13 protein-coding genes, 2 tRNA genes and 1 pseudogene are annotated in these 22,567 nt (G+C 42.2%); 12 read left to right on the top strand and 4 right to left on the bottom strand.

Annotated features, from left to right (window positions below; genetic code table 11):
- The first annotated feature begins 43 nt into the window (after positions 1-43).
- The 7 genes and pseudogenes from DWZ67_RS05370 (at position 44) to DWZ67_RS05340 (ending at position 7,301) form a co-directional block, all read left to right on the top strand.
- The gene (locus DWZ67_RS05370) at positions 44-1,027 is read left to right on the top strand and encodes a vWA domain-containing protein (protein WP_005827750.1); all 984 of its coding nucleotides are present in this window, start codon (positions 44-46) and stop codon (positions 1,025-1,027) included.
- An 80-nt stretch (positions 1,028-1,107) separates the two neighbouring features.
- Positions 1,108-2,136, top strand: coding sequence for a VWA domain-containing protein (locus tag DWZ67_RS05365; RefSeq protein ID WP_022402392.1), 1,029 nt, complete (start codon positions 1,108-1,110; stop codon positions 2,134-2,136).
- Complete coding sequence (locus tag DWZ67_RS05360; protein WP_120138315.1) at positions 2,133-2,843, top strand: tetratricopeptide repeat protein; 711 nt, start codon at positions 2,133-2,135, stop codon at positions 2,841-2,843. The genes DWZ67_RS05365 and DWZ67_RS05360 overlap by 4 nt, the downstream gene beginning before the upstream one ends.
- A 21-nt stretch (positions 2,844-2,864) precedes the next feature.
- Entirely contained in the window at positions 2,865-4,709 is a 1,845-nt protein-coding gene (locus DWZ67_RS05355) for a BatD family protein (RefSeq protein ID WP_005837196.1), read from the top strand.
- 10 nt (positions 4,710-4,719) lie between these two features.
- A complete protein-coding gene (locus DWZ67_RS05350; RefSeq protein ID WP_005827754.1) occupies positions 4,720-5,565 on the top strand; it encodes a tetratricopeptide repeat protein in 846 nt (281 codons plus the stop codon).
- Between the two features lie 249 nt (positions 5,566-5,814).
- Positions 5,815-6,090 (top strand): DNA-binding protein, encoded by a 276-nt coding sequence (locus DWZ67_RS05345; RefSeq protein ID WP_085929906.1) that lies wholly within the window; start codon positions 5,815-5,817, stop codon positions 6,088-6,090.
- 80 nt (positions 6,091-6,170) lie between these two features.
- Positions 6,171-7,301, top strand: a pseudogene (locus tag DWZ67_RS05340) (universal stress protein).
- Positions 7,302-7,489: 188 nt separating this feature from the next.
- Here the strand turns inward: DWZ67_RS05340 and DWZ67_RS05335 are convergent.
- On the bottom strand, positions 7,490-8,731 hold the full coding sequence (locus tag DWZ67_RS05335; protein ID WP_005837195.1) for a tetratricopeptide repeat protein: 1,242 nt from the start codon (positions 8,729-8,731) through the stop codon (positions 7,490-7,492).
- Positions 8,732-8,761: 30 nt separating this feature from the next.
- Complete coding sequence (gyrA, locus tag DWZ67_RS05330; protein WP_005827761.1) at positions 8,762-11,290, bottom strand: DNA gyrase subunit A; 2,529 nt, start codon at positions 11,288-11,290, stop codon at positions 8,762-8,764.
- A gap of 301 nt (positions 11,291-11,591) precedes the next feature.
- On the opposite strand from gyrA, the gene DWZ67_RS05325 reads away from it, so the two are divergent.
- The 5 genes from DWZ67_RS05325 to DWZ67_RS05305 all read left to right on the top strand — a co-directional run bounded on the left by DWZ67_RS05325 (position 11,592) and on the right by DWZ67_RS05305 (position 19,005).
- On the top strand, positions 11,592-14,120 hold the full coding sequence (locus DWZ67_RS05325) for an ATP-dependent Clp protease ATP-binding subunit (protein WP_005837192.1): 2,529 nt from the start codon (positions 11,592-11,594) through the stop codon (positions 14,118-14,120).
- Between the two features lie 111 nt (positions 14,121-14,231).
- Positions 14,232-16,280 (top strand): molecular chaperone HtpG, encoded by a 2,049-nt coding sequence (htpG, locus tag DWZ67_RS05320; protein ID WP_005837191.1) that lies wholly within the window; start codon positions 14,232-14,234, stop codon positions 16,278-16,280.
- 181 nt (positions 16,281-16,461) lie between these two features.
- Positions 16,462-18,759: a patatin-like phospholipase family protein gene (locus DWZ67_RS05315; protein WP_057097898.1), complete on the top strand. Its 2,298-nt coding sequence runs from the start codon at positions 16,462-16,464 to the stop codon at positions 18,757-18,759.
- Positions 18,760-18,834: 75 nt separating this feature from the next.
- Positions 18,835-18,908: transfer RNA gene (locus DWZ67_RS05310), tRNA-Arg, on the top strand.
- Between the two features lie 23 nt (positions 18,909-18,931).
- Positions 18,932-19,005, top strand: a tRNA-Arg gene (locus tag DWZ67_RS05305).
- 494 nt (positions 19,006-19,499) lie between these two features.
- Here DWZ67_RS05305 and dapA read toward each other — a convergent pair.
- The gene (dapA, locus tag DWZ67_RS05300) at positions 19,500-20,393 is read right to left on the bottom strand and encodes a 4-hydroxy-tetrahydrodipicolinate synthase (protein ID WP_005827769.1); all 894 of its coding nucleotides are present in this window, start codon (positions 20,391-20,393) and stop codon (positions 19,500-19,502) included.
- 103 nt (positions 20,394-20,496) lie between these two features.
- Positions 20,497-22,494, bottom strand: a complete 1,998-nt coding sequence (gene ligA, locus DWZ67_RS05295) for an NAD-dependent DNA ligase LigA (RefSeq protein WP_057089422.1) — start codon at positions 22,492-22,494, stop codon at positions 20,497-20,499.
- Positions 22,495-22,567: the final 73 nt, after the last annotated feature.

Genomic DNA, 22,567 nt, shown 5'->3' with positions numbered 1-22,567 from the left:
TTGGAGCGAAGCTGAATTGTAAATCGTTAAATCGTACATAAATATGGTTTTTGCCAATATTGAATATTTATTTTTGCTGCTGTTGCTTATACCTTATATAGTATGGTATATTATGAAGCGGAAGAATAGTGAAGCTACGCTTCAGATTTCGGATGCCCGTGTGTATGCCCATACCCCTAAAAGCTATAAGAACTATTTGTTGCATGTACCGTTTGTATTGCGGATAATTGCCTTGATACTGATTATTCTTGTTTTGGCACGTCCGCAAACCACCGATAGCTGGCAGAACAGTGAGATTGAGGGTATTGATATCATGCTTGCTATGGACGTTTCTACCAGTATGCTGGCCGAAGACCTGAAACCTAACCGGTTGGAAGCGGCGAAGGATGTGGCGGCAGAGTTTATTAACGGACGTCCGAATGACAATATAGGTATAACTTTGTTTGCTGGAGAAAGCTTTACGCAATGTCCGTTGACAGTAGACCATGCCGTATTGTTGAACTTGCTTAAAGATATGAAGTGCGGGCTGATTGAAGACGGAACGGCAATCGGTATGGGTATTGCCAATGCCGTTACCCGTTTGAAGGATAGCAAGGCAAAGTCGAAAGTCATTATTCTGCTGACGGACGGTGTCAATAATAAAGGTGATATTTCTCCTTTGACGGCTGCTGAAATAGCCAAGAGTTTTGGCATTCGCGTTTATACTATTGGGGTAGGAACCAATGGTATGGCTCCTTATCCTTATCCGGTAGGTGGAACAGTGCAATATGTCAATATGCCCGTCGAAATTGATGAAAAGACTTTGACACAGATTGCCGGAACAACGGAAGGTAACTATTTCCGTGCCACCAGCAACTCGAAGTTGAAGGAAGTGTACGAAGAGATAGACAAGCTGGAGAAAACAAAATTGAATGTAAAAGAATACAGCAAGCGCCAGGAAGAGTACCGCTGGTTTGCGTTGGCTGCTTTCTTGTGCGTATTACTGGAGGTACTGTTACGCAACTCTATATTGAAGAAGATACCGTAAAAACGGAGAATGTCTTTTAGTGTATCAGTCATTGCGTAGCCAAATTGTAAATTGTAAATTGCTAAATTGTAAATAAAAAGATGTTTCGATTTGAAGAACCTGCATATTTGTACTTGTTGCTGCTGCTGCCTTTATTGGCGGCCTTCTACTTGTACTCCAATTATCGGAGGAGGAAAGCCATTCGTAAATTTGGTGACCCTATACTGATGGCACAGCTAATGCCGGATGTTTCCAAATACCGTCCGGATGTGAAGTTTTGGTTGGTTTTTGCGGCTATTGGGTTGTTCACGGTACTGCTGGCACGTCCGCAGTTTGGTTCCAAACTGGAGACGGTAAAACGCCAGGGAGTGGAAGTGATGATTGCGTTGGATATATCCAATTCCATGCTGGCACAAGACGTACAGCCAAGCCGCTTGCAGAAGGCAAAACGGCTGGTGGCGCAGTTGGTAGATAAGATGCAGAATGACAAGGTCGGTATGATTGTTTTTGCAGGTGACGCATTTACCCAGTTGCCTATTACGAGTGATTATATTTCTGCCAAGATGTTTTTGGAGTCCATCGATCCTTCGCTGATTTCCAAGCAAGGTACGGCAATTGGAGCTGCAATAAATCTGGCTGCCCGGAGTTTTACACCTCAAGAAGGAGTGGGACGTACTGTTATTGTCATCACCGACGGTGAAAACCATGAAGGTGGTGCCGTAGAAGCTGCTAAGGCTGCTGCAGAGAAAGGTATTCAGGTCAATGTATTAGGGGTAGGTATGCCTGAGGGTGCCCCCATTCCAATAGAGGGTACTAATGATTATCGTCGTGACCGTGAAGGTAATGTAATCGTTACTCGCTTGAATGAGCAGATGTGTCAGGAAATTGCTCAGGCAGGAAATGGTATTTATGTGCGCGTAGACAATACCAACGGTGCACAGAAAGCGATTAGTCAGGAAATCAACAAGATGGCAAAGGCAGATGTGGAAACACAGGTGTACACGGAATTCAATGAACAGTTTCAGGCAGTGGCATGGATTATTCTGCTGTTGTTACTGACTGAGATGTTGATATTGGAGCGCAAGAATCCTCTGTTCCGCAACATTCATTTATTCTCTAATAAGAAATGATGCGTATGTTACAGAAAAAGTATATTGGAATAGTTTTGCTGCTGTTAGTGGCAGTTTCAGCTTCTGCACAGAAGGCGGAACGCGATTATATCCGTAAGGGAAACCGTTTTTTTAAGGATAGCGTATATGTGGATGCAGAAGTGAACTATCGGAAGGCTTTGGAGGTAAACCCGAAGTCAACGGTTTCCATGTTCAACCTGGGAAATACATTGATCCAGCAGAACAAGCTGCAGGAAGCGATGGAGCAATATGTGGGAGCTACCAAGATAGAAAAGGACAAATCGAACTTAGCACAGATTTATCATAATATGGGAGTCATCTTTCATTCTCAGAAGGATTATGCAAAGGCGGTAGAAGCCTATAAGGAGTCGTTACGCAATAATCCGAAAGATGATGAAACGCGCTATAACCTTGCTTTGGCACAGAAACAATTGCAAGACCAGCAGCAGAACCAGGATCAGAATCAAGATCAGGATAAACAGGACCAACAGAAGGAGCAGGATAAACAGCAGGATCAGCAGAAAGACCAGCAACAGAATCAAGACCAGCAACAACAACCTTCTCAGCCGGAAAAGAAAGATAATGAGATGTCTAAGGAAAATGCCGAGCAGCTGTTAAACTCTGTCATGCAAGACGAGAAGGATGTGCAGGATAAAGTGAAAAAGCAGCAGGTACTTCAAGGAGGTCGTCTGGAAAAAGATTGGTAACAAACATAATAGGAATAATATATGAGAAAAATAGTTTTCTTATGGATAGCACTGATTGCAGTCAGTATGAATGCCTTTGCCGATGGCAAGGTCTCGTTTACTGCGTCCGCTCCTGACGCTGTGGCGGTAGGAGACCAGTTCAGACTGTCGTATACGGTGACTACACAAAAGGTAAGGGATTTTCGTGCTCCTTCTATGAAGGGATTTGATGTGTTGATGGGGCCCAGCCGCTCGCAACAGAGTAGCGTGCAGATGATTAATGGGCAGACGACTTCAACCAGCAGTATTACATTCACTTATATTTTAATGGCGACTGCAGAAGGTGATTTTACCATTCCAGGAGCCACTATCACTGCTGATGGTAACCAAATGGTTTCGAATTCTGTACAAGTAAGGGTTCTTCCGGCAGATCAGGCTGCTAATGGAGCTTCTGGAAATGGTGGCAAACAGAGTGAGGGCACTGCCAGCCGCGCTTCTTCCGGGACATCTGTATCGAATAGTGATTTGTTTATTACAGCTACTGCCAGTAAGATGACGGTGTATGAACAAGAGGCTTTTCTGCTGACATACAAGATATATACCTTGGTGGACTTACGTATGTTTGATAATGTGAAATTGCCCGACTTCAAAGGATTCCATTCTCAGGAAGTAGAATTGCCTAATGACAGAAGATGGGGATTGGAGCATTATAAAGGTAGAAATTATCAGTCTACAATCTATCGTCAGTTTGTGTTGTTCCCGCAACAAGCCGGTAAGCTGACAATTGATGCTGCACGCTTTGATGCTTCCATTGCAAAGGCTACACAAGTTGCTGATCCGTTCGAGGCATTTTTCAATGGAGGAAGCAATTACGTAGAAGTTAAAAAGACAATTTTGACTCCGCAACTGACAATTGACGTAAAGCCCTTGCCGGCAGGTAAGCCAGCCGATTTTTCGGGAGGAGTGGGAGAGTTCAATATAACTTCTTCTATCAATAGTACAAATGTCAAGACCAATGATGCTGTTACTGTCAAACTTGTCATTTCTGGTACCGGTAATCTGAAATTGCTCTCTAATCCGGAAGTTAAATTCCCCGAGGATTTTGAAGTATATGATCCGAAGGTGGACAATAAATTCCGTCTGACAAATTCGGGCCTCTCCGGTAGTAAGGTCATTGAGTATCTGGCAATTCCTCGTAATGCTGGAACTTATAAGATTCCTGCCGTAAAGTTCAGTTATTTTGATATTAATTCCCGTTCGTATAAGACGTTGACTACGGAAGAGTATGAATTGCATGTGGAAAAGGGAGCAGGTAATGCTGCTCAGACTATTGCAAACTTTACAAGCAAGGAAGAGTTGAAAGTATTGAACGAGGATATTCGTTTTATCAAGCAGAATAATGTTACTCTGTCTCCCAAGGGTGATTTCTTCTTCGGTTCGTTGACGTATTGGTTGCTTTATTTGATACCGGGTATTGCATTCATTACATTCTTTATCATCTATCGTAAGCAAATAGCAGCCAATGCAAATGTAGCAAAGATGCGTACCAAGAAAGCCAATAAAGTGGCGGTGAAACGTATGAAGCAAGCTGGTAAATTATTGGCTGAGAATAAGAAAGATGCGTTTTATGATGAGGTTTTGAAAGCTCTTTGGGGGTATATCAGTGATAAACTGAACATTCCGGTATCCCGTTTGTCTAAGGATAATATCGAAGAGGAACTTCGTAATTATGGTGTGAATGATGCGTTGATAAAGGAATTCCTCGATGCATTGAATAACTGTGAGTTTGCCCGCTTTGCTCCGGGTGATGATAACCAGGCTATGGATAAGGTATATTCAGCTTCTTTGGAAGTTATCAGTAAAATGGAAAACTCGATAAAACATTAATCAGGAGGAAATGGTAATGAATAAAATATTGTTTTTTACTCTTAGTCTAGTGATGGCAATTACTGCCTATGGGCAGAATTCTGCATCTGTAGATACATTACAGACTGCTAGTGACTCTACATCCGTCGGTTCACATGCGGAATTCTCTGCTGCAAGGCAAGAAAGCAATGTGACAAAGGCTGAAGGTGACAGCGCTTATATACGGAATGATTATGCTTCTGCCATTCAAATATATGAGAATCTGTTAAAGAAGGGAGAGGCTGCAGAGGTCTATTATAATCTTGGCAACAGTTATTATAAGGCAGATGATATAGCAAGAGCTATATTGAATTATGAGCGTGCCTTGTTGTTGGAACCTGGTAATGCTGATATTCGTGCAAATTTGGAGATAGCACGTTCTAAGACAATCGATAAGGTAATCCCAGTTCCTGAGGTTTTCTTTGTATCTTGGACTAAATCGTTGATTAATTGTCTTAGCGTAGACGCATGGGCTAAGTTGGGGATTGTGTTCTTTGTACTATTACTCGTTTCGTTCTATCTCTTTTTCTTTTCAAAACAGATTACGGGAAAGAAAGTGGGATTTATTGCAGGAATAGTATTCCTGGTTCTTGTTATATTGAGTAATGTGTTTGCTGCTCAGCAAAAAGGCGAACTGATGGAACGTAACGAAGCTATAGTGTTGGCACCTAGTGTCACAGTGCGTAGTACTCCCAGTGAAAGTGGTACAAGTCTGTTCATTCTTCATGAGGGACGTAAAGTTGAGATAAAAGACAACTCTATGCGTGAATGGAAAGAAATTCGTTTGGAAGATGGTAAAGTAGGGTGGGTTCCAGCTTCTGCCATAGAAGGTATTTAAATTTTCCCTGTATTCTAAAAACAGCTCGTATAAACCCGATAATTCTGCTTTATACGAGCTGTTTCTGTCTATTTTTAGGAGCTTTTTCTCTGTACTTATAATTCTGCATACTTGAAAATGATTATTTTTTGGAGAGGCAATATTCTTTTTGAAAAAAGATAAAGAAATAGTTTGTTTTATCCTTTTTTTTCCTTAAGTTTATAGCGTGATAATAAAAAGTACAGAGTATTAACCATTAAATTTATGAATATGAGAACAATAACATTTAATGAATTACGTAAGATTAAAGACTCATTGCCTAGTGGTAGTATGCATAGAATAGCCGATGAACTTGGACTGAATGTTGACACTGTAAGAAATTTTTTCGGTGGACACAATTTTAAGGAGGGGAAAAGTGTTGGGATTCACTTGGAACCTGGACCAGATGGTGGATTGGTTATGATTGATGATACTACTGTTTTAGAGCGAGCTTTAAAAATTTTAGATGAAATGGCAGGTAAGACTGAAGAAGCTGTTCGAGCTTAAGAAGAGAAAGTTAGATAGAATCCCAATTGCTGACAACAATTGGGATTTCTTGTTTGTTTTAATCTCAAAATCAATGATATATGGAAGATAAATTAGTTACTTTGGCAATCTTAACGTACGCGAAAGCTCAAATATTGAAAAATGTTCTTGAAAATGAAGGTATTGAGACTTATATTCACAATGTAAACCAGATACAACCGGTTGTTTCTTCTGGCGTACGTGTACGTATTAAGGAGAGTGACTTACCTCATGCTCTGAAAATTACTGAAAGCTCTGCGTGGTTATCTGAAGAGGTAGTGGGGGGGAAGTCACCTAAACTGGAGAAGGTTAGTAATAAAGTGCTGATTCCAGTGGATTTTTCCAATTATTCTTTGAAGGCTTGCGAGTTCGGTTTCAATTTCGCTCAGAATATAGGTGCAGAAGTTGTTTTGCTACATGTTTATTTTACTCCTATATATGCAACTTCTTTGCCATACGGAGACGTATTTAACTATCAGCTAAGTGATGAGGAGAATGTAAGGAGTATCTTACAAAAAGTTCATGCTGATTTGAATGCATTATCTAATAAAGTAAAAGAGAAGGTAGCTTCCGGCGAGTTTCCAGATATTAAATATACTTGTGTCTTGCGTGAAGGTATTCCTGAAGAAGAGGTACTCCGCTATACCAAGGAATATCGACCACGCATTATCATAATGGGAACTCGTGGTAAAAGTCAGAAGGATATTGATTTGATCGGTAGTGTAACGGCTGAAGTGATTGAACGTAGCCGTGTACCGGTATTGGCCATTCCTGAAAATACTCCATTCTAGCAATTTTCTGAGGCTAAGCGTATTGCATTCATTACTAATTTTGACCAGCGTGATTTAATAGCTTTTGATTCGCTAATAAATAATCTGAAATCATTTAAGTTTTCAGTGTCTCTGATACATCTTTCAGATGTTCAGAATACATGGAATGAAATAAAACTGGCTGGTATTAAGGAATATTTTCAAAAACAATATCCACAATTGGAAATATACTATGATGTGGTAAAGAACGATAATCTGCTTAGTAGTTTAGACAGTTATATCAAAAGTAATCATATTGATATTATAACATTAACTTCTTATAAAAGAAATATATTTTCGCGCTTATTTAACCCTGGCATTGCCAGAAAGATGATTTTCCATTCTGATACACCATTGTTGGTAATTTACGGAAGACCGAATTAGGTGTTGAATATAGGTATATATGGTTTTTATTCAATATCAGCATTATGTTTAATATAGCGCTGGAATAATTTAATCTAATTTTAATTTCTTCTCTCCCTCACTTAAGAAATAACATTCTTTACTTAATGATATAACAATAATAAAAGCCTAATTAATAATTTAATTAGGCTTTTATTATTATGAAAGTATTACATCAACTTTTCAATTTCTTCGAATTCAGGGCCCATTTGCAAATTATAATACACTCTATACAGACCATTTAACCACAAATCTTTTTGATCAGGTTTCAGTTCTCTTGCCTTTTCATAATAAGGTTTTGCCTTTTCATAGAAAGTCTTCAGAGTAGCCTGGTCTTCTTTATACTTCGGATCATTAATATCTGTAGTTGCTTTTTCTGAGAAATCTTGTGCTTGTAAGCAGTAAATCAAGCCTAAATTAGAGTATGCTTCTGCATAATTAGGATCTACTTCTATAGTTTTTTTATAGAATTCAATAGCTTTATCATAGTCCTTCATATTGTGATAAAGGTAGCCTTTTACATACAAATAGAATGTATTGTTAGGATCTTTAGCCAACATATCATCAGCAAACTGCATAGCTTCGTCATATTTGTTGTTATTGCTATAATAATCAATCAAGTGACCGAAGAAGAATGAATGTTCAGGATATTTCTGGATACCTTCTTTTAAAGAAGCAATCCATTTAACAGTATCACCTTCAGCTTTCAATGCAGTAGAGATAAATTCCATTGCGTATTTCCCAACTTCTTTATCATCTTGCGCATAAGGAGCATACTTCAAAATACTAGGATAATCTTCCATCTTAGCAGCTGCTAAACTTGCATAATATGCTATTTGGGGTAATACAGTATCTGTTTGTAATAGATTTTCCTTTTCAAACATCGGGTTGATAGCAATATCAATGTATGTTGCAAAGAAATCTAATGCTTTTTTATTGTCTTCATTGGCTGCATCGCCTTCTTTCTGTGAGGCCAAATTAAAGAATTGGATACCGCCATTGATCAGATTACCGCGTTCTGCTAAAATTGTAGCAGAATTAGATTTTCTATATTTATTCTTGATTTTGCCCTTTTCATTGGGAATTTGTGCCAATTCGTCACATTTGAAGTAGAATTTACACATGTTCAATGCGCTATTATATACCTGAAGAGTGTCATAAGGTTTTCTCAGATAGGCATTTTCCATTTCTTTCTCACTTCTTTTTCTTTGGATAAGACCTGCTACATCCCACGTTTCGGCATTGTCCTTTGTTTCGGGATTGGTTAAAGCCTGATTTATCAGTTCCTCTGCTTTGGCAAAGTCAGGATTTACTCCGTTAGCAATACTTTTAGCCTCTTTTACGTTCTTTTCTTGGGCGAAAGTAAAGCTTGCGACAAGTAGTAAAACCATTGAAAATAATACTCTTTTCATGATTGTAGAAAATTTAAATTAATATTATGTCTATTCTTCATTTTCATTGTTTACCTCGTTCTGAGGGCTTTCAAGGGTATTTTCTTCCCCCTCCTCTATAAGTTCCTCTTCATTTTCTGAAGTGACTTTACATACAGAGCCGATTTCGTCATTACGTTTCTCAAGGTTGATTAGACGCACACCTTGTGTAGCACGTCCCATGATACGAACATCGGCGACTTTCAGACGGATGGTAATACCGGATTTATTAATAATCATCAAGTCATTTTCATCTGTAACAGACTTGATAGTTACTAATTTACCCGTTTTATCGGTGATATTCATTGTTTTCACACCTTTACCTCCACGATTGGTCTTGCGATAATCTTCAATATCCGAACGTTTGCCATATCCTTGTTCCGATACAACCATAATTGTTTCCGCTTCAGGATCTTTGATGCATATCATACCTACTACTTCGTCTTGACCGTCTTCATCCAATGTCATACCACGTACACCGGTGGCAGTACGTCCCATAACGCGCACAGCACTTTCATGGAAACGAATGGCACGTCCGTTACGGTTGGCAATGATGATTTCATTGTCACCGTTTGTCATACGCACTTCGATTACACGGTCGTCTTCACGGATAGTGATAGCATTTACACCATTTTGGCGAGGACGTGAATACTGCTCAAGCAATGTTTTCTTAATGACACCATTCTTAGTACAGAACAATACATAATGGCTGTTGATAAATTCTTGGTCGTTCAAGTTCTTCACGCGCAAATAGGCGTTTACAGCATCGTCAGAGTCGATATTCAACAAATTCTGGATGGCACGACCTTTCGAATTCTTAGTACCTTCGGGGATTTCGTATACCTTCAGCCAGTAACACTTACCTTTCTGTGTAAAGAACATCATGGTATTATGCATGGTTGCAGGATAAATATGCTCTACAAAGTCTGCATCGCGGGTTTCGGTACCTTTGGAGCCTACCCCACCACGGTTTTGCGCACGGAATTCGCTCAGCGGTGTGCGTTTGATGTATCCCATGTGCGAGATGGTGATAATCATTTCATCATCTGCATAGAAGTCTTCCGGATTGAATTCTTCTGATGAATAGACAATTTCCGAGCGACGTTCGTCACCATACTTCTCTTTTACTTCAATCAGTTCATCTTTAATGACTTTGCGGCAGAGTTCGTCATTGACAAGGATTTCTTCCAAATAAGCAATCTGCTTCTGAATTTCCTCATATTCGGCGTGCAGCTGGTCTTGCATCAATCCTGTGAGCTGACGCAAACGCATTTCAACAATGGCACGTGACTGAATTTCACTGAGTTGGAATCGCTCCATCAAACCTGATATAGCATCATTCGGGGTTTTAGCAGCACGGATAATCTTGATTACTTCGTCGATATTATCAGATGCAATGATTAATCCTTCCAGAATATGTGCACGTTCTTTGGCCTTGCGCAAATCATACTGAGTACGGCGGATGACTACGTCGTGTCTGTGCTCAACGAAGTGTTTTATCAAATCTTTCAGATTCAACAGACGTGGACGGCCATGTACCAATGCAACATTGTTCACACCAAAAGATGTCTGCAGCATTGTCATCTTGTAGAGCTTGTTGAGTACAATGCTGGCATTTGCATCACGTTTTACATCAATAACGATACGCATACCTTCACGGTCGGATTCGTCATTAGCATTGGCAATACCTTCAATTTTCTTTTCGTTGGCCAAATCGGCTATATTCTTAATCAATTCAGCTTTGTTGACACCATAGGGAATTTCTGTCACAACGATTTTATCGTGCGTCGAACCAGTCTCAATTTCGGCTCTAGCACGCATTATGACACGTCCGCGTCCCGTGAGATAGGCTTCGCGAACACCGCTCATACCGTATATATAGCCTCCGGTCGGGAAATCAGGAGCTTTGACATACGTCATCAGCTCTTCTATATCGATGTCATTGTTTTCGATGTATGCAATACAAGCGTCAATAACCTCAGATAGATTATGGGTCGGCATATTGGTAGCCATACCTACGGCAATACCAGATGCACCATTTACCAAAAGATTCGGAATACGGGCCGGCATGACGGTAGGCTCTTGCAAAGAGTCATCGAAATTGTTCTGCATGTCAACAGTCTCTTTCTCAAGGTCTGTCATCATGTCTTCACCAATTTTTCGCAAACGACACTCTGTATAACGCATGGCAGCAGCACTGTCACCGTCTACTGAACCGTAGTTACCTTGTCCATCTACCAACATGTAACGCATTGCCCAAGGCTGAGCCATACGTACAAGAGCTCCGTAAACGGACGAGTCGCCATGAGGGTGATATTTACCTAATACTTCACCTACAACTCTGGCTGATTTTTTATAAGGTTTGTCGGAGGTATTTCCTAATCCCATCATTCCGAAAAGAATTCTTCGGTGAACGGGTTTAAAACCATCTCTAACATCCGGAAGGGCACGTGAAACAATGACCGACATAGAGTAGTCAATGTACGATGACTTCATTTCCTCCTCGATGTTAATCTTTATAATTCTGTCTTGTTCAAGCATTTAAAAAGATTATTAATTATACATTTTCGGGTTCGTGAAAAACCACGCTAAAGTACTGCTTTTTTACGATATACAAAAGTTTTCCTCCATAAACTTTGTTGCCTGCAACATAAATATGGAAGTACTCCCTCCATTCCTCACCAAATTGCTATTAATATATAAGGTATAAAGTGGAAAAACAGATTTGAAATTTATGGCACGGGATTTGTATACTATTAAATCAGTTAAATATGATACGCTGAATTAATAAATGCGTATCTTTGTCGTGGATAACCTTTTTAATTGAGGAGAATTATAAAATATGAACAATCAATTTTCACAAAGAGTTTCAGACATAATTACTTATAGCAAGGAAGAAGCCAATCGATTGAGAAATCGCTATATTGGTCCGGAACACCTTCTGCTCGGCATGCTGCGTGATGGCGGAGGAAAAGCTATTGAAATATTGTTGAAACTTGATATAGATTTAAAACGAGTAAAAAGTCGTCTGGAGGGTTTCCTAAAGGATGCCGAGGACGATACTCTCTTGCCGGACGCTGAAGTGCCCTTGTCCCCGATGACGGCTAAGATATTGAAGATGTGTATGCTTGAAGCGCGTTTGCTGAAAAGTGCAACTGCCGATACGGAACATGTATTGCTGGCTATCTTGAAAGATGGCGACAATCTTGCTGCAACTGTTTTGGAAGAACACCGGGTGGATTATCAGGCTGTATTTGAACAGCTTTCGATGAAATCGACCAATCCGAATGCGGGAATGGGATTCACCGAGGATGATGAAGAGGATGAAGAAGATATGAATATGTCCCGCTCCTCCCGTACTGGGGGAGCTGGTTCGGCTTCGGCTGCACAGGCTGCATCCAGAAAGCCGTCCAATGATACTCCTGTGCTGGACAATTTCGGCGTAGACATGACGCGGGCTGCCGAAGAAGGCAAGCTGGACCCGGTTGTGGGTCGCGAACGCGAGATTGAACGTCTGGCGCAAATCTTGAGCCGCCGCAAGAAGAACAATCCGGTGCTTATCGGTGAACCAGGAGTCGGAAAATCTGCCATCGTAGAGGGTTTGGCATTGCGTATTGTGCAAAAGAAAGTTTCGCGCATTTTGTTTGAAAAGCGCGTGGTGATGCTTGATATGGCCTCTGTGGTGGCGGGAACAAAATACCGTGGTCAGTTTGAGGAACGTATCCGCTCTATCATCAACGAGTTGCAGAAAAATCCGAATGTCATCCTTTTCATCGATGAAATCCATACGATTGTAGGTGCCGGTGCTGCTGCCGGTTCCATGGATGCTGCCAATATGCTGAAACCAGCTTTAGCGCGTGGTGAAATCCAGTGTATTGGAGCTACCACTCTTGATGAATACAGAAAGAATATCGAGAAAGACGGTGCTTTGGAACGTCGTTTCCAAAAGGTGATTGTAGAGCCTACCACAGCTGAAGAAACGCTTCAGATATTGAAGAATATCAAGGAGAAGTATGAAGACCATCATAACGTGAGCTACACGGATGAAGCCCTGGAAGCATGTGTCAAGTTGTCAGCACGCTATATAACCGACCGCAACTTCCCGGATAAAGCTATTGATGCTTTGGACGAGGCGGGTTCGCGTGTGCATTTGACGAATATTAATGTTCCGAAAGAAATTGAGGAACAGGAAAAGCTGATTGAAGAGGCACGTAGCCTGAAGGCTGAAGCTGTAAAGTCACAGAATTTTGAGCTGGCTGCCAGCTACCGCGACCGTGAGAAGGAACTTTCTGTCCGCTTGGAGGAGATGAAGGTTGAGTGGGAAGCCCGTTTGAAGGATGACCGCCAAACGGTAGGTGAAGAGGAAATAGCCAATGTTATTTCAATGATGTCCGGTGTACCCGTACAGCGCATGGCGCAGGCAGAAGGACTTAAACTGGCCGGAATGAAGGAAGAACTACAGGCGAAGGTGATAGCTCAAGATGCTGCGATAGAGAAACTTACCAAAGCAATCTTGCGTAGCCGTGTAGGGTTGAAAGACCCGAACCATCCCATCGGAACCTTTATGTTCCTTGGCCCTACTGGTGTGGGTAAGACGCATTTGGCAAAGCAATTGGCAAAATATATGTTTGGCTCTGCCGATGCCTTGATACGTATCGATATGAGCGAGTATATGGAGAAATACACCGTATCTCGTATGATTGGTGCCGCTCCGGGATATGTGGGCTATGAGGAAGGCGGCCAGTTGACTGAAAAGGTGCGTCGCAAGCCGTATTCCATTGTCTTGCTGGATGAGATTGAGAAAGCCCATCCGGACGTGTTCAACATCTTGCTCCAGGTACTGGATGAAGGCCGTTTGACTGACAATTATGGCAGAACCATCGATTTCAAGAATACGGTTATCATTATGACCTCCAATATCGGTACGCGGCAGTTGAAGGAATTTGGCCGTGGCGTAGGTTTTGCGGCGCAAAACCGCACGGATGACAATGAACATTCGCGCAGCGTGATACAAAAGGCTCTGAACAAGACCTTTGCTCCCGAATTCTTGAATCGTTTGGATGAAATCATTACTTTCGACCAGCTCTCTTTGGAGGCCATCACAAAGATTGTGGACATTGAGCTGAAAGGTTTGTACGAACGGGTTGAAGCAATTGGTTACAAGCTGGTTGTGGAGGATGATGCAAAGACATTCCTTGCTTCGAAAGGGTACGATGTACAGTTTGGTGCGCGCCCATTGAAGCGCGCCATTCAGAACCACTTGGAGGATGGACTTTCCGAGCTGATAGTGGCGGAGGAGTTACAGCCGGGTGATACGGTAAACGTATCAGTAGACAAAGAAAAAGACGAGCTGAGCATCAGGAAGGCATAAGCTGTTCTTTATAAAAACCGTCAAAATGTCAGTCCTTATGGGCTGGCATTTTTTTTGTGCTATATCTGCCGGAATAATTAAAAATATAAATCTAAAAAATATAAATGTAGTATGCAAAAAGGTAATATTGGGGTAACTACTGAGAATATCTTCCCCGTCATTAAAAAGTTCTTGTATAGTGATCATGAAATTTTTCTCCGTGAGTTGGTTTCTAACGCGGTTGATGCTACACAGAAGCTGAAAACACTCTCCTCTATCGGTGAGTTCAAGGGTGAAGTTGGCGATTTAACCGTACATGTCTCGCTGGGAAAAGATACCATTACGGTGTCCGACCATGGTATAGGTCTTACGGCTGAAGAAATAGACAAGTATATTAACCAGATAGCTTTCTCTGGCGCCAATGACTTCCTTGAGAAATATAAAAACGATGCCAACGCCATCATCGGCCATTTTGGATTGGGTTTCTATTCGGCTTTTATGGTTGCCAAGAAAGTCGAAATCATCACTAAATCCTATCGGGAAGGCGCCCAGGCTGTAAAGTGGACATGCGATGGCAGTCCGGAGTTTACGATTGAAGACACTGATAAGGCAGAACGTGGTACGGATATCGTTCTTTACATAGACGATGACTGCAAGGAATTCCTTGAAGAAGCGCGCATTTCCTCTTTGTTGAAGAAGTATTGCAGCTTCCTCCCTATCCCGGTTGCATTCGGCAAGAAGAAAGAATGGAAAGACGGCAAGCAGGTTGAAACTGCCGAGGATAATATCATCAATGATTCCAACCCGTTGTGGACGCTGAAACCCAGCGAATTGAAAGATGAAGATTACAAGAAGTTCTACCGTGACCTTTATCCTATGTCCGACGAACCTTTATTCTGGATTCATCTGAATGTGGATTATCCGTTCCACCTTACCGGTATTCTGTACTTCCCCAAAGTGAAGAGCAACATCGAGTTGAACAAGAATAAGATTCAGCTCTATTGCAACCAGGTATATGTGACGGATTCGGTGGAAGGTATTGTTCCCGACTTCTTGACCCTGCTGCATGGTGTGCTCGATTCACCGGACATTCCATTGAACGTTTCCCGTTCTTATTTGCAGAGCGATGCCAACGTGAAGAAGATTTCTACATATATCACGAAGAAGGTGTCAGACCGTTTGCAGTCTATCTTCAAGAATGACCGTAAACAGTTTGAGGAAAAGTGGAATGACTTGAAAATCTTCATCAACTACGGAATGCTTACGCAGGAAGATTTCTATGATAGAGCCAAGGATTTTGCCCTTTTCACCGATACAGACAGCAAATATTATACTTTCGAAGAGTATAAGACGTTGATTAAAGATAACCAGACGGATAAGGATGGAAATCTGATTTATCTGTATGCCAACAATAAAGATGAACAATACAGCTACATAGAGGCCGCTACGAATAAAGGATACAATGTGCTGTTGATGGATGGACAGCTGGACATTGCGGTGGTGAGCATGTTGGAACAGAAGTTCGAAAAGGTTCGCTTCACTCGTGTAGACAGCGATATTATTGATAATCTGATTGTCAAGGAAGACAAGAAGAACGAAGCGTTGGAAGCCGGCAAGCAGGAAGTTCTTTCTTCCATCTTCAAGAGCCAGTTGCCCAAGATGGATAAGACGGAGTTCAACATCACGGCGCAGGCTTTGGGCGAAAATGCCACTCCTATCATGATAACTCAGAGCGAGTACATGCGCCGTATGAAGGAAATGGCGAATATCCAGGCTGGAATGAGCTTCTATGGCGAAATGCCGGATATGTTTAACCTGGTATTGAATTCAGACCATAAGCTGGTAAAAGAAGTTCTGGCAGATGAAGATAAGGAATGTGCTGCTGCCGTTGCTCCGGTTCAGGCAGAGATGGATGAAGTGAACAAGCAGCGTACTGACCTGAAAAAGAAGCAGGAAGGCAAGAAAGATGAGGATATACCGACTGCCGAAAAGGATAAAGTGAATGAGCTGGATAAGAAGTGGGACGAACTGAAAACACAGAAAGAAGGCATCTTCGCCGATTATGCTGCCAAGAATAAGGTTGTCCGTCAACTGATAGATTTGGCACTGCTGCAGAATGGTATGTTGAAAGGTGAAGCTTTGAACAACTTTGTCAAGAGAAGCATTGACCTGATAAAATAAGCCCCTTTAAATTTGCATTTAATATATGCAAGGGTATTGTGATTCTTCGGAGTCGCAATACCCTTTTTTTATTCATTTTCACCAATTAGGGTGTGATTTTCTTCGTTGAATACGGCATTTTTAGAAACTATTGTTTATATTTGGGGCAATGAACATTTATCTTACTCGGAATAGCATAGTTATGAAAAGAGTTTTATTGTTTTTTTCGTTTCTTCTATGTGGCTTTATTTTACAAGCTCAGAAAGTGGGGCTTGTACTGAGTGGCGGTGGAGCAAAAGGCATGACTCATATAGGCATTATCCGGGCTTTGGAAGAGAATAATATCCCCATTGATTATATAACCGGAACCTCTATGGGAGCTATCATCGGTTCTCTGTATGCTATGGGGTATTCCCCGGACGATATGGAGGCGCTGTTGCGCTCTCCCGACTTTAAGCGTTGGTATTCGGGCAAAGTGGAGCCTAAATACGAGTATTATTTTAAGAAGAATCGTCCTTCACCGGAATTTTTTAATATCCGTTTTGCTTTTAGGGACTCGCTGCATATAAAGCCCCAGATACTTCCCACAAGCATGGTCAACCCCATACAGATGAACCTGGTATTTGTGGAATTGTTTGCACGTGCTACGGCTGCATGTGGCGGTAATTTCAACAAACTGTTTGTTCCTTTTCGCTGTATAGCATCCGATGTGTACAATAAAAAGCCATTGGTATTGAGTAAAGGGGATTTGGGAGATGCGGTACGTGCTTCCATGAGCTTTCCATTTGTCTTCAAACCGATAGAAATAGACAGTACGCTTGCTTATGATGGCGGCATTTACAATAATTTCCCTACGGATGTGATGCGGGAGGATTTTCATCCGGATGTCATTATTGGCAGTGTGGTAGCGGCCAATCCCGGTAAGCCGAAGGAGAATGACCTGATGAGCCAATTGGAGAATATGATTATGCAGAAGACCGATTACTCCATTCCGGACTCGTTGGGCATAGTCATGACCTTCAAGTACGATGATGTCAACCTGCTGGATTTTGACCGTCTGCAGGAATTGCACGATATAGGCTACAACCGTACTCTTAATATGATGGATTCCATCAAAAGCCGTGTTCACCGTAGGGTGAATGCTGATAATGTGCGTTTGAGGCGCCTTGTCTTCCGGAGTAACCTGCCTCAATTCCGTTTTCGGGATATTATTATTGAAGGGGCGAATGCCCAACAGCAAGCCTACATCAAAAAAGAGTTCCATGATGAAGAGCATGAAGTCTTTACTTATGAAGACTTGAAGCGCGGGTATTTTCGTTTGCTGGCAGATAATATGATTTCGGAAATAGTTCCTCATGCTGTGTATGATTCGGAATCCGATTTGTATGAGCTGCATTTGAAGGTGAAGATGGAGGATAATTTTTCCGTGCGTCTGGGGGGCAGTGTCTCTACCACGAGCTCAAATCAAATCTATTTGGGAATAGGATATCAGAACTTGAATTATTATTCCAAGGAAATCACTTTTGACGGTCAGTTGGGTAAGATTTATAATAATGCCCAGTTGATGGGTAAGATTGATTTGCCTACCAACATACCTACGTCCTTTCGTTTTATTGCTTCAATCAGTACCTTCGATTACTACAAGAAGGACAAGCTGTTTTCCAGGAATGACAAACCTTCATTCAATTCAAAGGACGAACGTTTTGTGAAGTTGATGGTTGCCTTGCCGTTTTTGGCCAATAAGCGTGCGGAGTTCAGTCTGGGATATGGCCAACTGGAAGATAACTACTTTCAATCCAGTGTAATAGATTTCGATAAGGACCGTTCGGACAGAAGTACCTACAAACTTTTGGGAGGTTCCATCGGTTTCTATGGGAGTACCCTGAATACGCGGCAATACGCGACAAAAGGCTATCTGGAGAAACTGATAGCCCAGGTATTTACCGGGAGGGAAAGATTTGAACCGGGGAATCCGCAAGAAGGGTACAGTCCTTCTCCGCAAGAGCGGCAATCATGGTTACAAATCTCTTATATGAAAGAGGCATATCACACTATGGGGCCGAAATTCACCCTGGGATGGATGGCAGAAGCACTATATTCATCGAAGAATTTCTCTGAGAATTATACGGCAACCATGATGCAGGCAGGAGAATTTGCACCGACTCCGCATAGTAAACTGATGTACAATGAAGCTTTTCGTGCCAACCAGTATGTGGCTGCCGGTATCAAACCCATATATGTTTTGAACGACATGTTCCAGTTCCGGACAGAATTTTATGGCTTTACACCGATTTTTCCGATAAAAAAGAATGCATTGAATAAAGCATATTATGGAAAAGCATTCTCCCGCTTTGAGTATATGGGAGAAGTTTCTGTTATTTGTCATTTGCCCTTCGGAGCCATCTCTGCTTATGTAAATCATTATAGCTCACCGAGAAGGGAGTGGAATGTGGGGATGACCATCGGCTGGCAGTTGTTTAATTATCGCTTTGTCGAATAAATTTCTTCAAAAAAAGTTTGTATATCGTTTGCTAATTCGGAAAAAGTACGTATCTTTGCACCCGTTAAACAAAGAGGCCGCGTAGCTCAACTGAATAGAGTAGCTGACTACGGATCAGCCGGTTACAGGTTTGAATCCTGTCGCGGTCACAAGTTTTCATAATTTTTTTAAGGGTCGCGTAGCTCAACTGAATAGAGTAGCTGACTACGGATCAGCCGGTTACAGGTTTGAATCCTGTCGCGATCACAAAGAACCTCCGCAAGAAAACTTGCGGAGGTTCTTTGTTTTTACAGCAATGGCATATAGTTGATGTTCTCCCCTTGTATGGCACTGGCGCGTGTTTTGCTAAGTAAAACAAACTGTTTCCCTTAACTAAACACTTTGTTTCATTATGGAGAACACTTTGTTTCCCTTGACAGAACACTTTGTTCCATCATATAAAAACAAAGTGTTTTTCTCTGCTGAAACAAAGTGTTCAGTGTTGTGAACTAATAGATTAGCTGAAATAATAGTCTTGTCTTGATTGAGCTAGAGACGTCTTTTTCTCGATTTAACCAGATGTCTTTTTGCTTTATAACGTAATCAGTAGACTGTTTTGGGATTATTGTACTGATAAATATAGTCACATAGGAAAAAAAGAAGGAGTTAATTCCGTGTTTCCACAAAATTAACTCCTTGCATATCTGATATTAATATGTTGTATACTGGAAATTAATATCCTATAGGGGCGGTATAAGGCCTTAGCATTTGATGTTCAATTCATCCAGAATCTTGCGCATGGCTTCGAAAGTAGTGATTCTGGTCGGCACCAATGGCAGGCGGAGCTTGTTCTCAATCATTCCCATTACATTCAGCATGGCTTTTACTCCGGCAGGGTTGCCGTCTACAAACAGAAGCTTGAATAATTCGGCAAATTTGTGGTGAATGGTCAATGCATTGGCATAGTCCCCTTGCAGTGCCAGACGTACCATACGGCTGAACTCACGCGGAAACGCGTTTCCAATGACCGAGATGATGCCGACGGCCCCCAGAGTAATCAGAGGGAAGGTGATGCCGTCATCGCCCGAAATAACGTCGAAATTGGCCGGTTTGTTTTTGATGATGTCGTCCATCTGCGTAATGTCGCCCGAAGCTTCTTTGACGGCTATCACATTCTTGAAATCACGTGCAATGCGCAGGGTTGTTTCTGCCTTCATGTTCACGCCGGTACGACCGGGGACATTATAAAGCACAATCGGCAAATCCGTTGCTTCAGAAATGGCCTTATAATGCTGATATATACCTTCTTGCGATGGCTTGTTGTAATATGGAACGACGGATAGAATGGCATCTACTCCGGTGAAATCGTCATTTTTCAGTGTTTCCACTATGGCCCGGGTGTTGTTTCCGCCTACGCCCAGCAGGATAGGAATTCTTCCGTTCACCCGTTCTATGACCATTTTCTTGATTTTCTTTTTCTCTTCTTCAGTCAGAGTCGGAGTTTCTGCCGTGGTGCCGAGCACGCATAAAAAGTCGGTATTGTTTTGAAGTTGATAGTCTACCAAACGCATCAACGCATCGTAGTCAACGCTTTCATCCTCTTTAAATGGAGTAATCAGCGCTACCCCCATTCCTTTCAATCTTGTCTGTATCATGAGTATTATAAAGTAATCTCTAATTAAATGACTCGCAAAAGTACGAATTTTTTCGATTTACCCTACAAATATAAGCCATAAAAAAGCTTTTTGTGGAAATTTGTTAGGATAGCAATGCCAAAAACTCATCTTCGCTCATAATCTTTACTCCCAGTTTCTGCGCTTTCTCCAGTTTGGCAGGTCCCATATTTTCTCCGGCCAGGATAAAGCTGGTTTTGGAGGAGATACTGCCGACGTTTTTCCCACCGTTCTTTTCAATCATCTCTTTGTATTCGTCCCGTGAGTGGTGGGTGAATACGCCGCTGATGACAATGGACTGGCCCGCCAGTTTGTCGGTGTATCCGCTGAGGTCTTCTTCCGTCCGGTGGAGTTGCAGACCGTTCGATTTCAGCCGTTCCACTAGCTCTCTGTTGGCAGGATTGGAGAAGTAGGTTATAATGCTCTGCGCTATTTTTTCACCGATTTCATCGATGTTTTTCAGCTTTTCGAGGTCTGCGTTTTCCAGTTCTTCGATGTCCGTAAAGGACTTGGCTATCTTCTTGGCAACCGTTTCTCCCACGAAGCGTATGCCCAGTGCAAAGAGTACTCTTTCGAATGGCACTTCTTTACTTGCCGCAATACCGTTGACTATGTTTTCTGCCGATTTTTCGCCCATCCGTTCCAGGTTCTTGATGTCATCGGTTTTGAGCTGGTATAAATCTGCAGTATCCTTTATCAGTCCCAATCGGTAGAACATATCTACTGTTTCAGGTCCCAGTCCGTCTATATTCATGGCTTTGCGGCTGATGAAATGCTCTATTTTCCCTTTAATCTGCGGAGGACAAGCGGTTTCATTGGGGCAATAGTGGGCTGCTTCTCCTTCAAAACGTATCAGTTTGCTGCCGCATTCGGGACAATGGGTGATGAACTTCACTTTTTCACCGATAAGCATACTGCGAGCATCCTTATCGACACCGGTTATTTTGGGGATGATTTCACCGCCTTTTTCCACATACACCATGTCGCCTATATGCAGGTCCAGCCCCTCGATAATATCTGCATTGTGCAGGGAGGCACGTTTCACAATGGTGCCGGACAGTTGTACGGGGTCCAGATTGGCAACCGGAGTGACTGCGCCGGTACGTCCTACTTGGTAGGTAACCCTATTCAAGCGTGTCAGTGCACGTTCTGCCTGGAATTTGTATGCGATGGCCCACCGGGGGGACTTGGCTGTGAATCCCAAATTCTTTTGTTGTCTCAAGCTGTTGACTTTTAGTACAATACCATCAGTAGCTACCGGAAGGTTCTTACGCTCCGTGTCCCAATAATTGATGTATTCGAAGACTTCCTCCAGGCTGTGGGCTTTTCTGGTGTGCTCTGATGTTTTAAATCCCCAGCTGGCGGCGGCTTGCAGATTCTCGTAATGGCCGTCGCAGGGCAATTCCTCTCCCAATAGATAGTAGAGATAAGCATCCAGCTTTCTGGATGCTACGATGGCGGAATTCTGCAACTTCAAGGTACCGGAAGCAGCGTTGCGCGGATTGGCGAAAAGCGGTTCCTCACGTGCTTCCTTTTCCCGGTTCAGTTCTTCGAAAACCACCCAGGGCATCAGGATTTCCCCTCTGATTTCGAATGATTTAGGATAATCCCCATGGAGGACCAGTGGAATCGTTCGGATTGTCTTTACATTGTCCGTCACGTCATCGCCCTTTTCGCCGTCGCCACGGGTGACGGCACGCACCAGTTTGCCATCCTCGTAAGTCAGCGAGATGGAAGTACCGTCATACTTCAGCTCGCAGCAGATTTCAAAATCCTCATTCAACGCTTTCTTTACCCGTTCGTAAAAGTCGGTCACTTCGTTTTCGGAATAGGTGTTTCCCAATGAAAGCATGGGATATTTGTGTGCCACTTGTGTAAAGTTCTTATTCAAATCACTCCCTACACGCATCGTGGGCGAATTATCATCTTGGTATTCAGGATGTTCTTTCTCTAAGTCTTGTAGCTCGCGCATCAGGTCGTCAAACTCCTTGTCGGATATTTCAGGAGCATTCAGCACATAATAATTGTAGTTGTGCTGGTGTAATTCCGCACGGAGCTGGTCTATTTTTTCTTTTACAGTCATAGGGTTTTCGGATTGTTTGAACGCAAAAATACGGGTTTCTCCCCGAATATTTGTACTTTTGCAGCTTGAAATA

This window comes from Bacteroides sp. AF34-31BH, assembly GCF_003602795.1.
GTDB classification, from domain to species: Bacteria; Bacteroidota; Bacteroidia; order Bacteroidales; family Bacteroidaceae; genus Bacteroides; species Bacteroides uniformis.
Note: the sequence above shows the minus strand (reverse complement) of the source record. Positions and strands in the feature narration are given on the sequence as shown.

Coding starts and splice junctions, on each gene's coding strand:
- DWZ67_RS05335 (WP_005837195.1), bottom strand. CDS start 8,731: ATGAAAAGAGTATTATTTTCAATGGTTTTACTACTTGTCGCAAGCTTT.
- gyrA (WP_005827761.1), bottom strand. CDS start 11,290: ATGCTTGAACAAGACAGAATTATAAAGATTAACATCGAGGAGGAAATG.
- DWZ67_RS05355 (WP_005837196.1), top strand. CDS start 2,865: ATGAGAAAAATAGTTTTCTTATGGATAGCACTGATTGCAGTCAGTATG.
- DWZ67_RS05365 (WP_022402392.1), top strand. CDS start 1,108: ATGTTTCGATTTGAAGAACCTGCATATTTGTACTTGTTGCTGCTGCTG.
- DWZ67_RS05325 (WP_005837192.1), top strand. CDS start 11,592: ATGAACAATCAATTTTCACAAAGAGTTTCAGACATAATTACTTATAGC.
- DWZ67_RS05370 (WP_005827750.1), top strand. CDS start 44: ATGGTTTTTGCCAATATTGAATATTTATTTTTGCTGCTGTTGCTTATA.
- DWZ67_RS05360 (WP_120138315.1), top strand. CDS start 2,133: ATGATGCGTATGTTACAGAAAAAGTATATTGGAATAGTTTTGCTGCTG.
- htpG (WP_005837191.1), top strand. CDS start 14,232: ATGCAAAAAGGTAATATTGGGGTAACTACTGAGAATATCTTCCCCGTC.
- DWZ67_RS05350 (WP_005827754.1), top strand. CDS start 4,720: ATGGTAATGAATAAAATATTGTTTTTTACTCTTAGTCTAGTGATGGCA.
- DWZ67_RS05345 (WP_085929906.1), top strand. CDS start 5,815: ATGAGAACAATAACATTTAATGAATTACGTAAGATTAAAGACTCATTG.
- dapA (WP_005827769.1), bottom strand. CDS start 20,393: ATGATACAGACAAGATTGAAAGGAATGGGGGTAGCGCTGATTACTCCA.
- DWZ67_RS05315 (WP_057097898.1), top strand. CDS start 16,462: ATGAAAAGAGTTTTATTGTTTTTTTCGTTTCTTCTATGTGGCTTTATT.
- ligA (WP_057089422.1), bottom strand. CDS start 22,494: ATGACTGTAAAAGAAAAAATAGACCAGCTCCGTGCGGAATTACACCAG.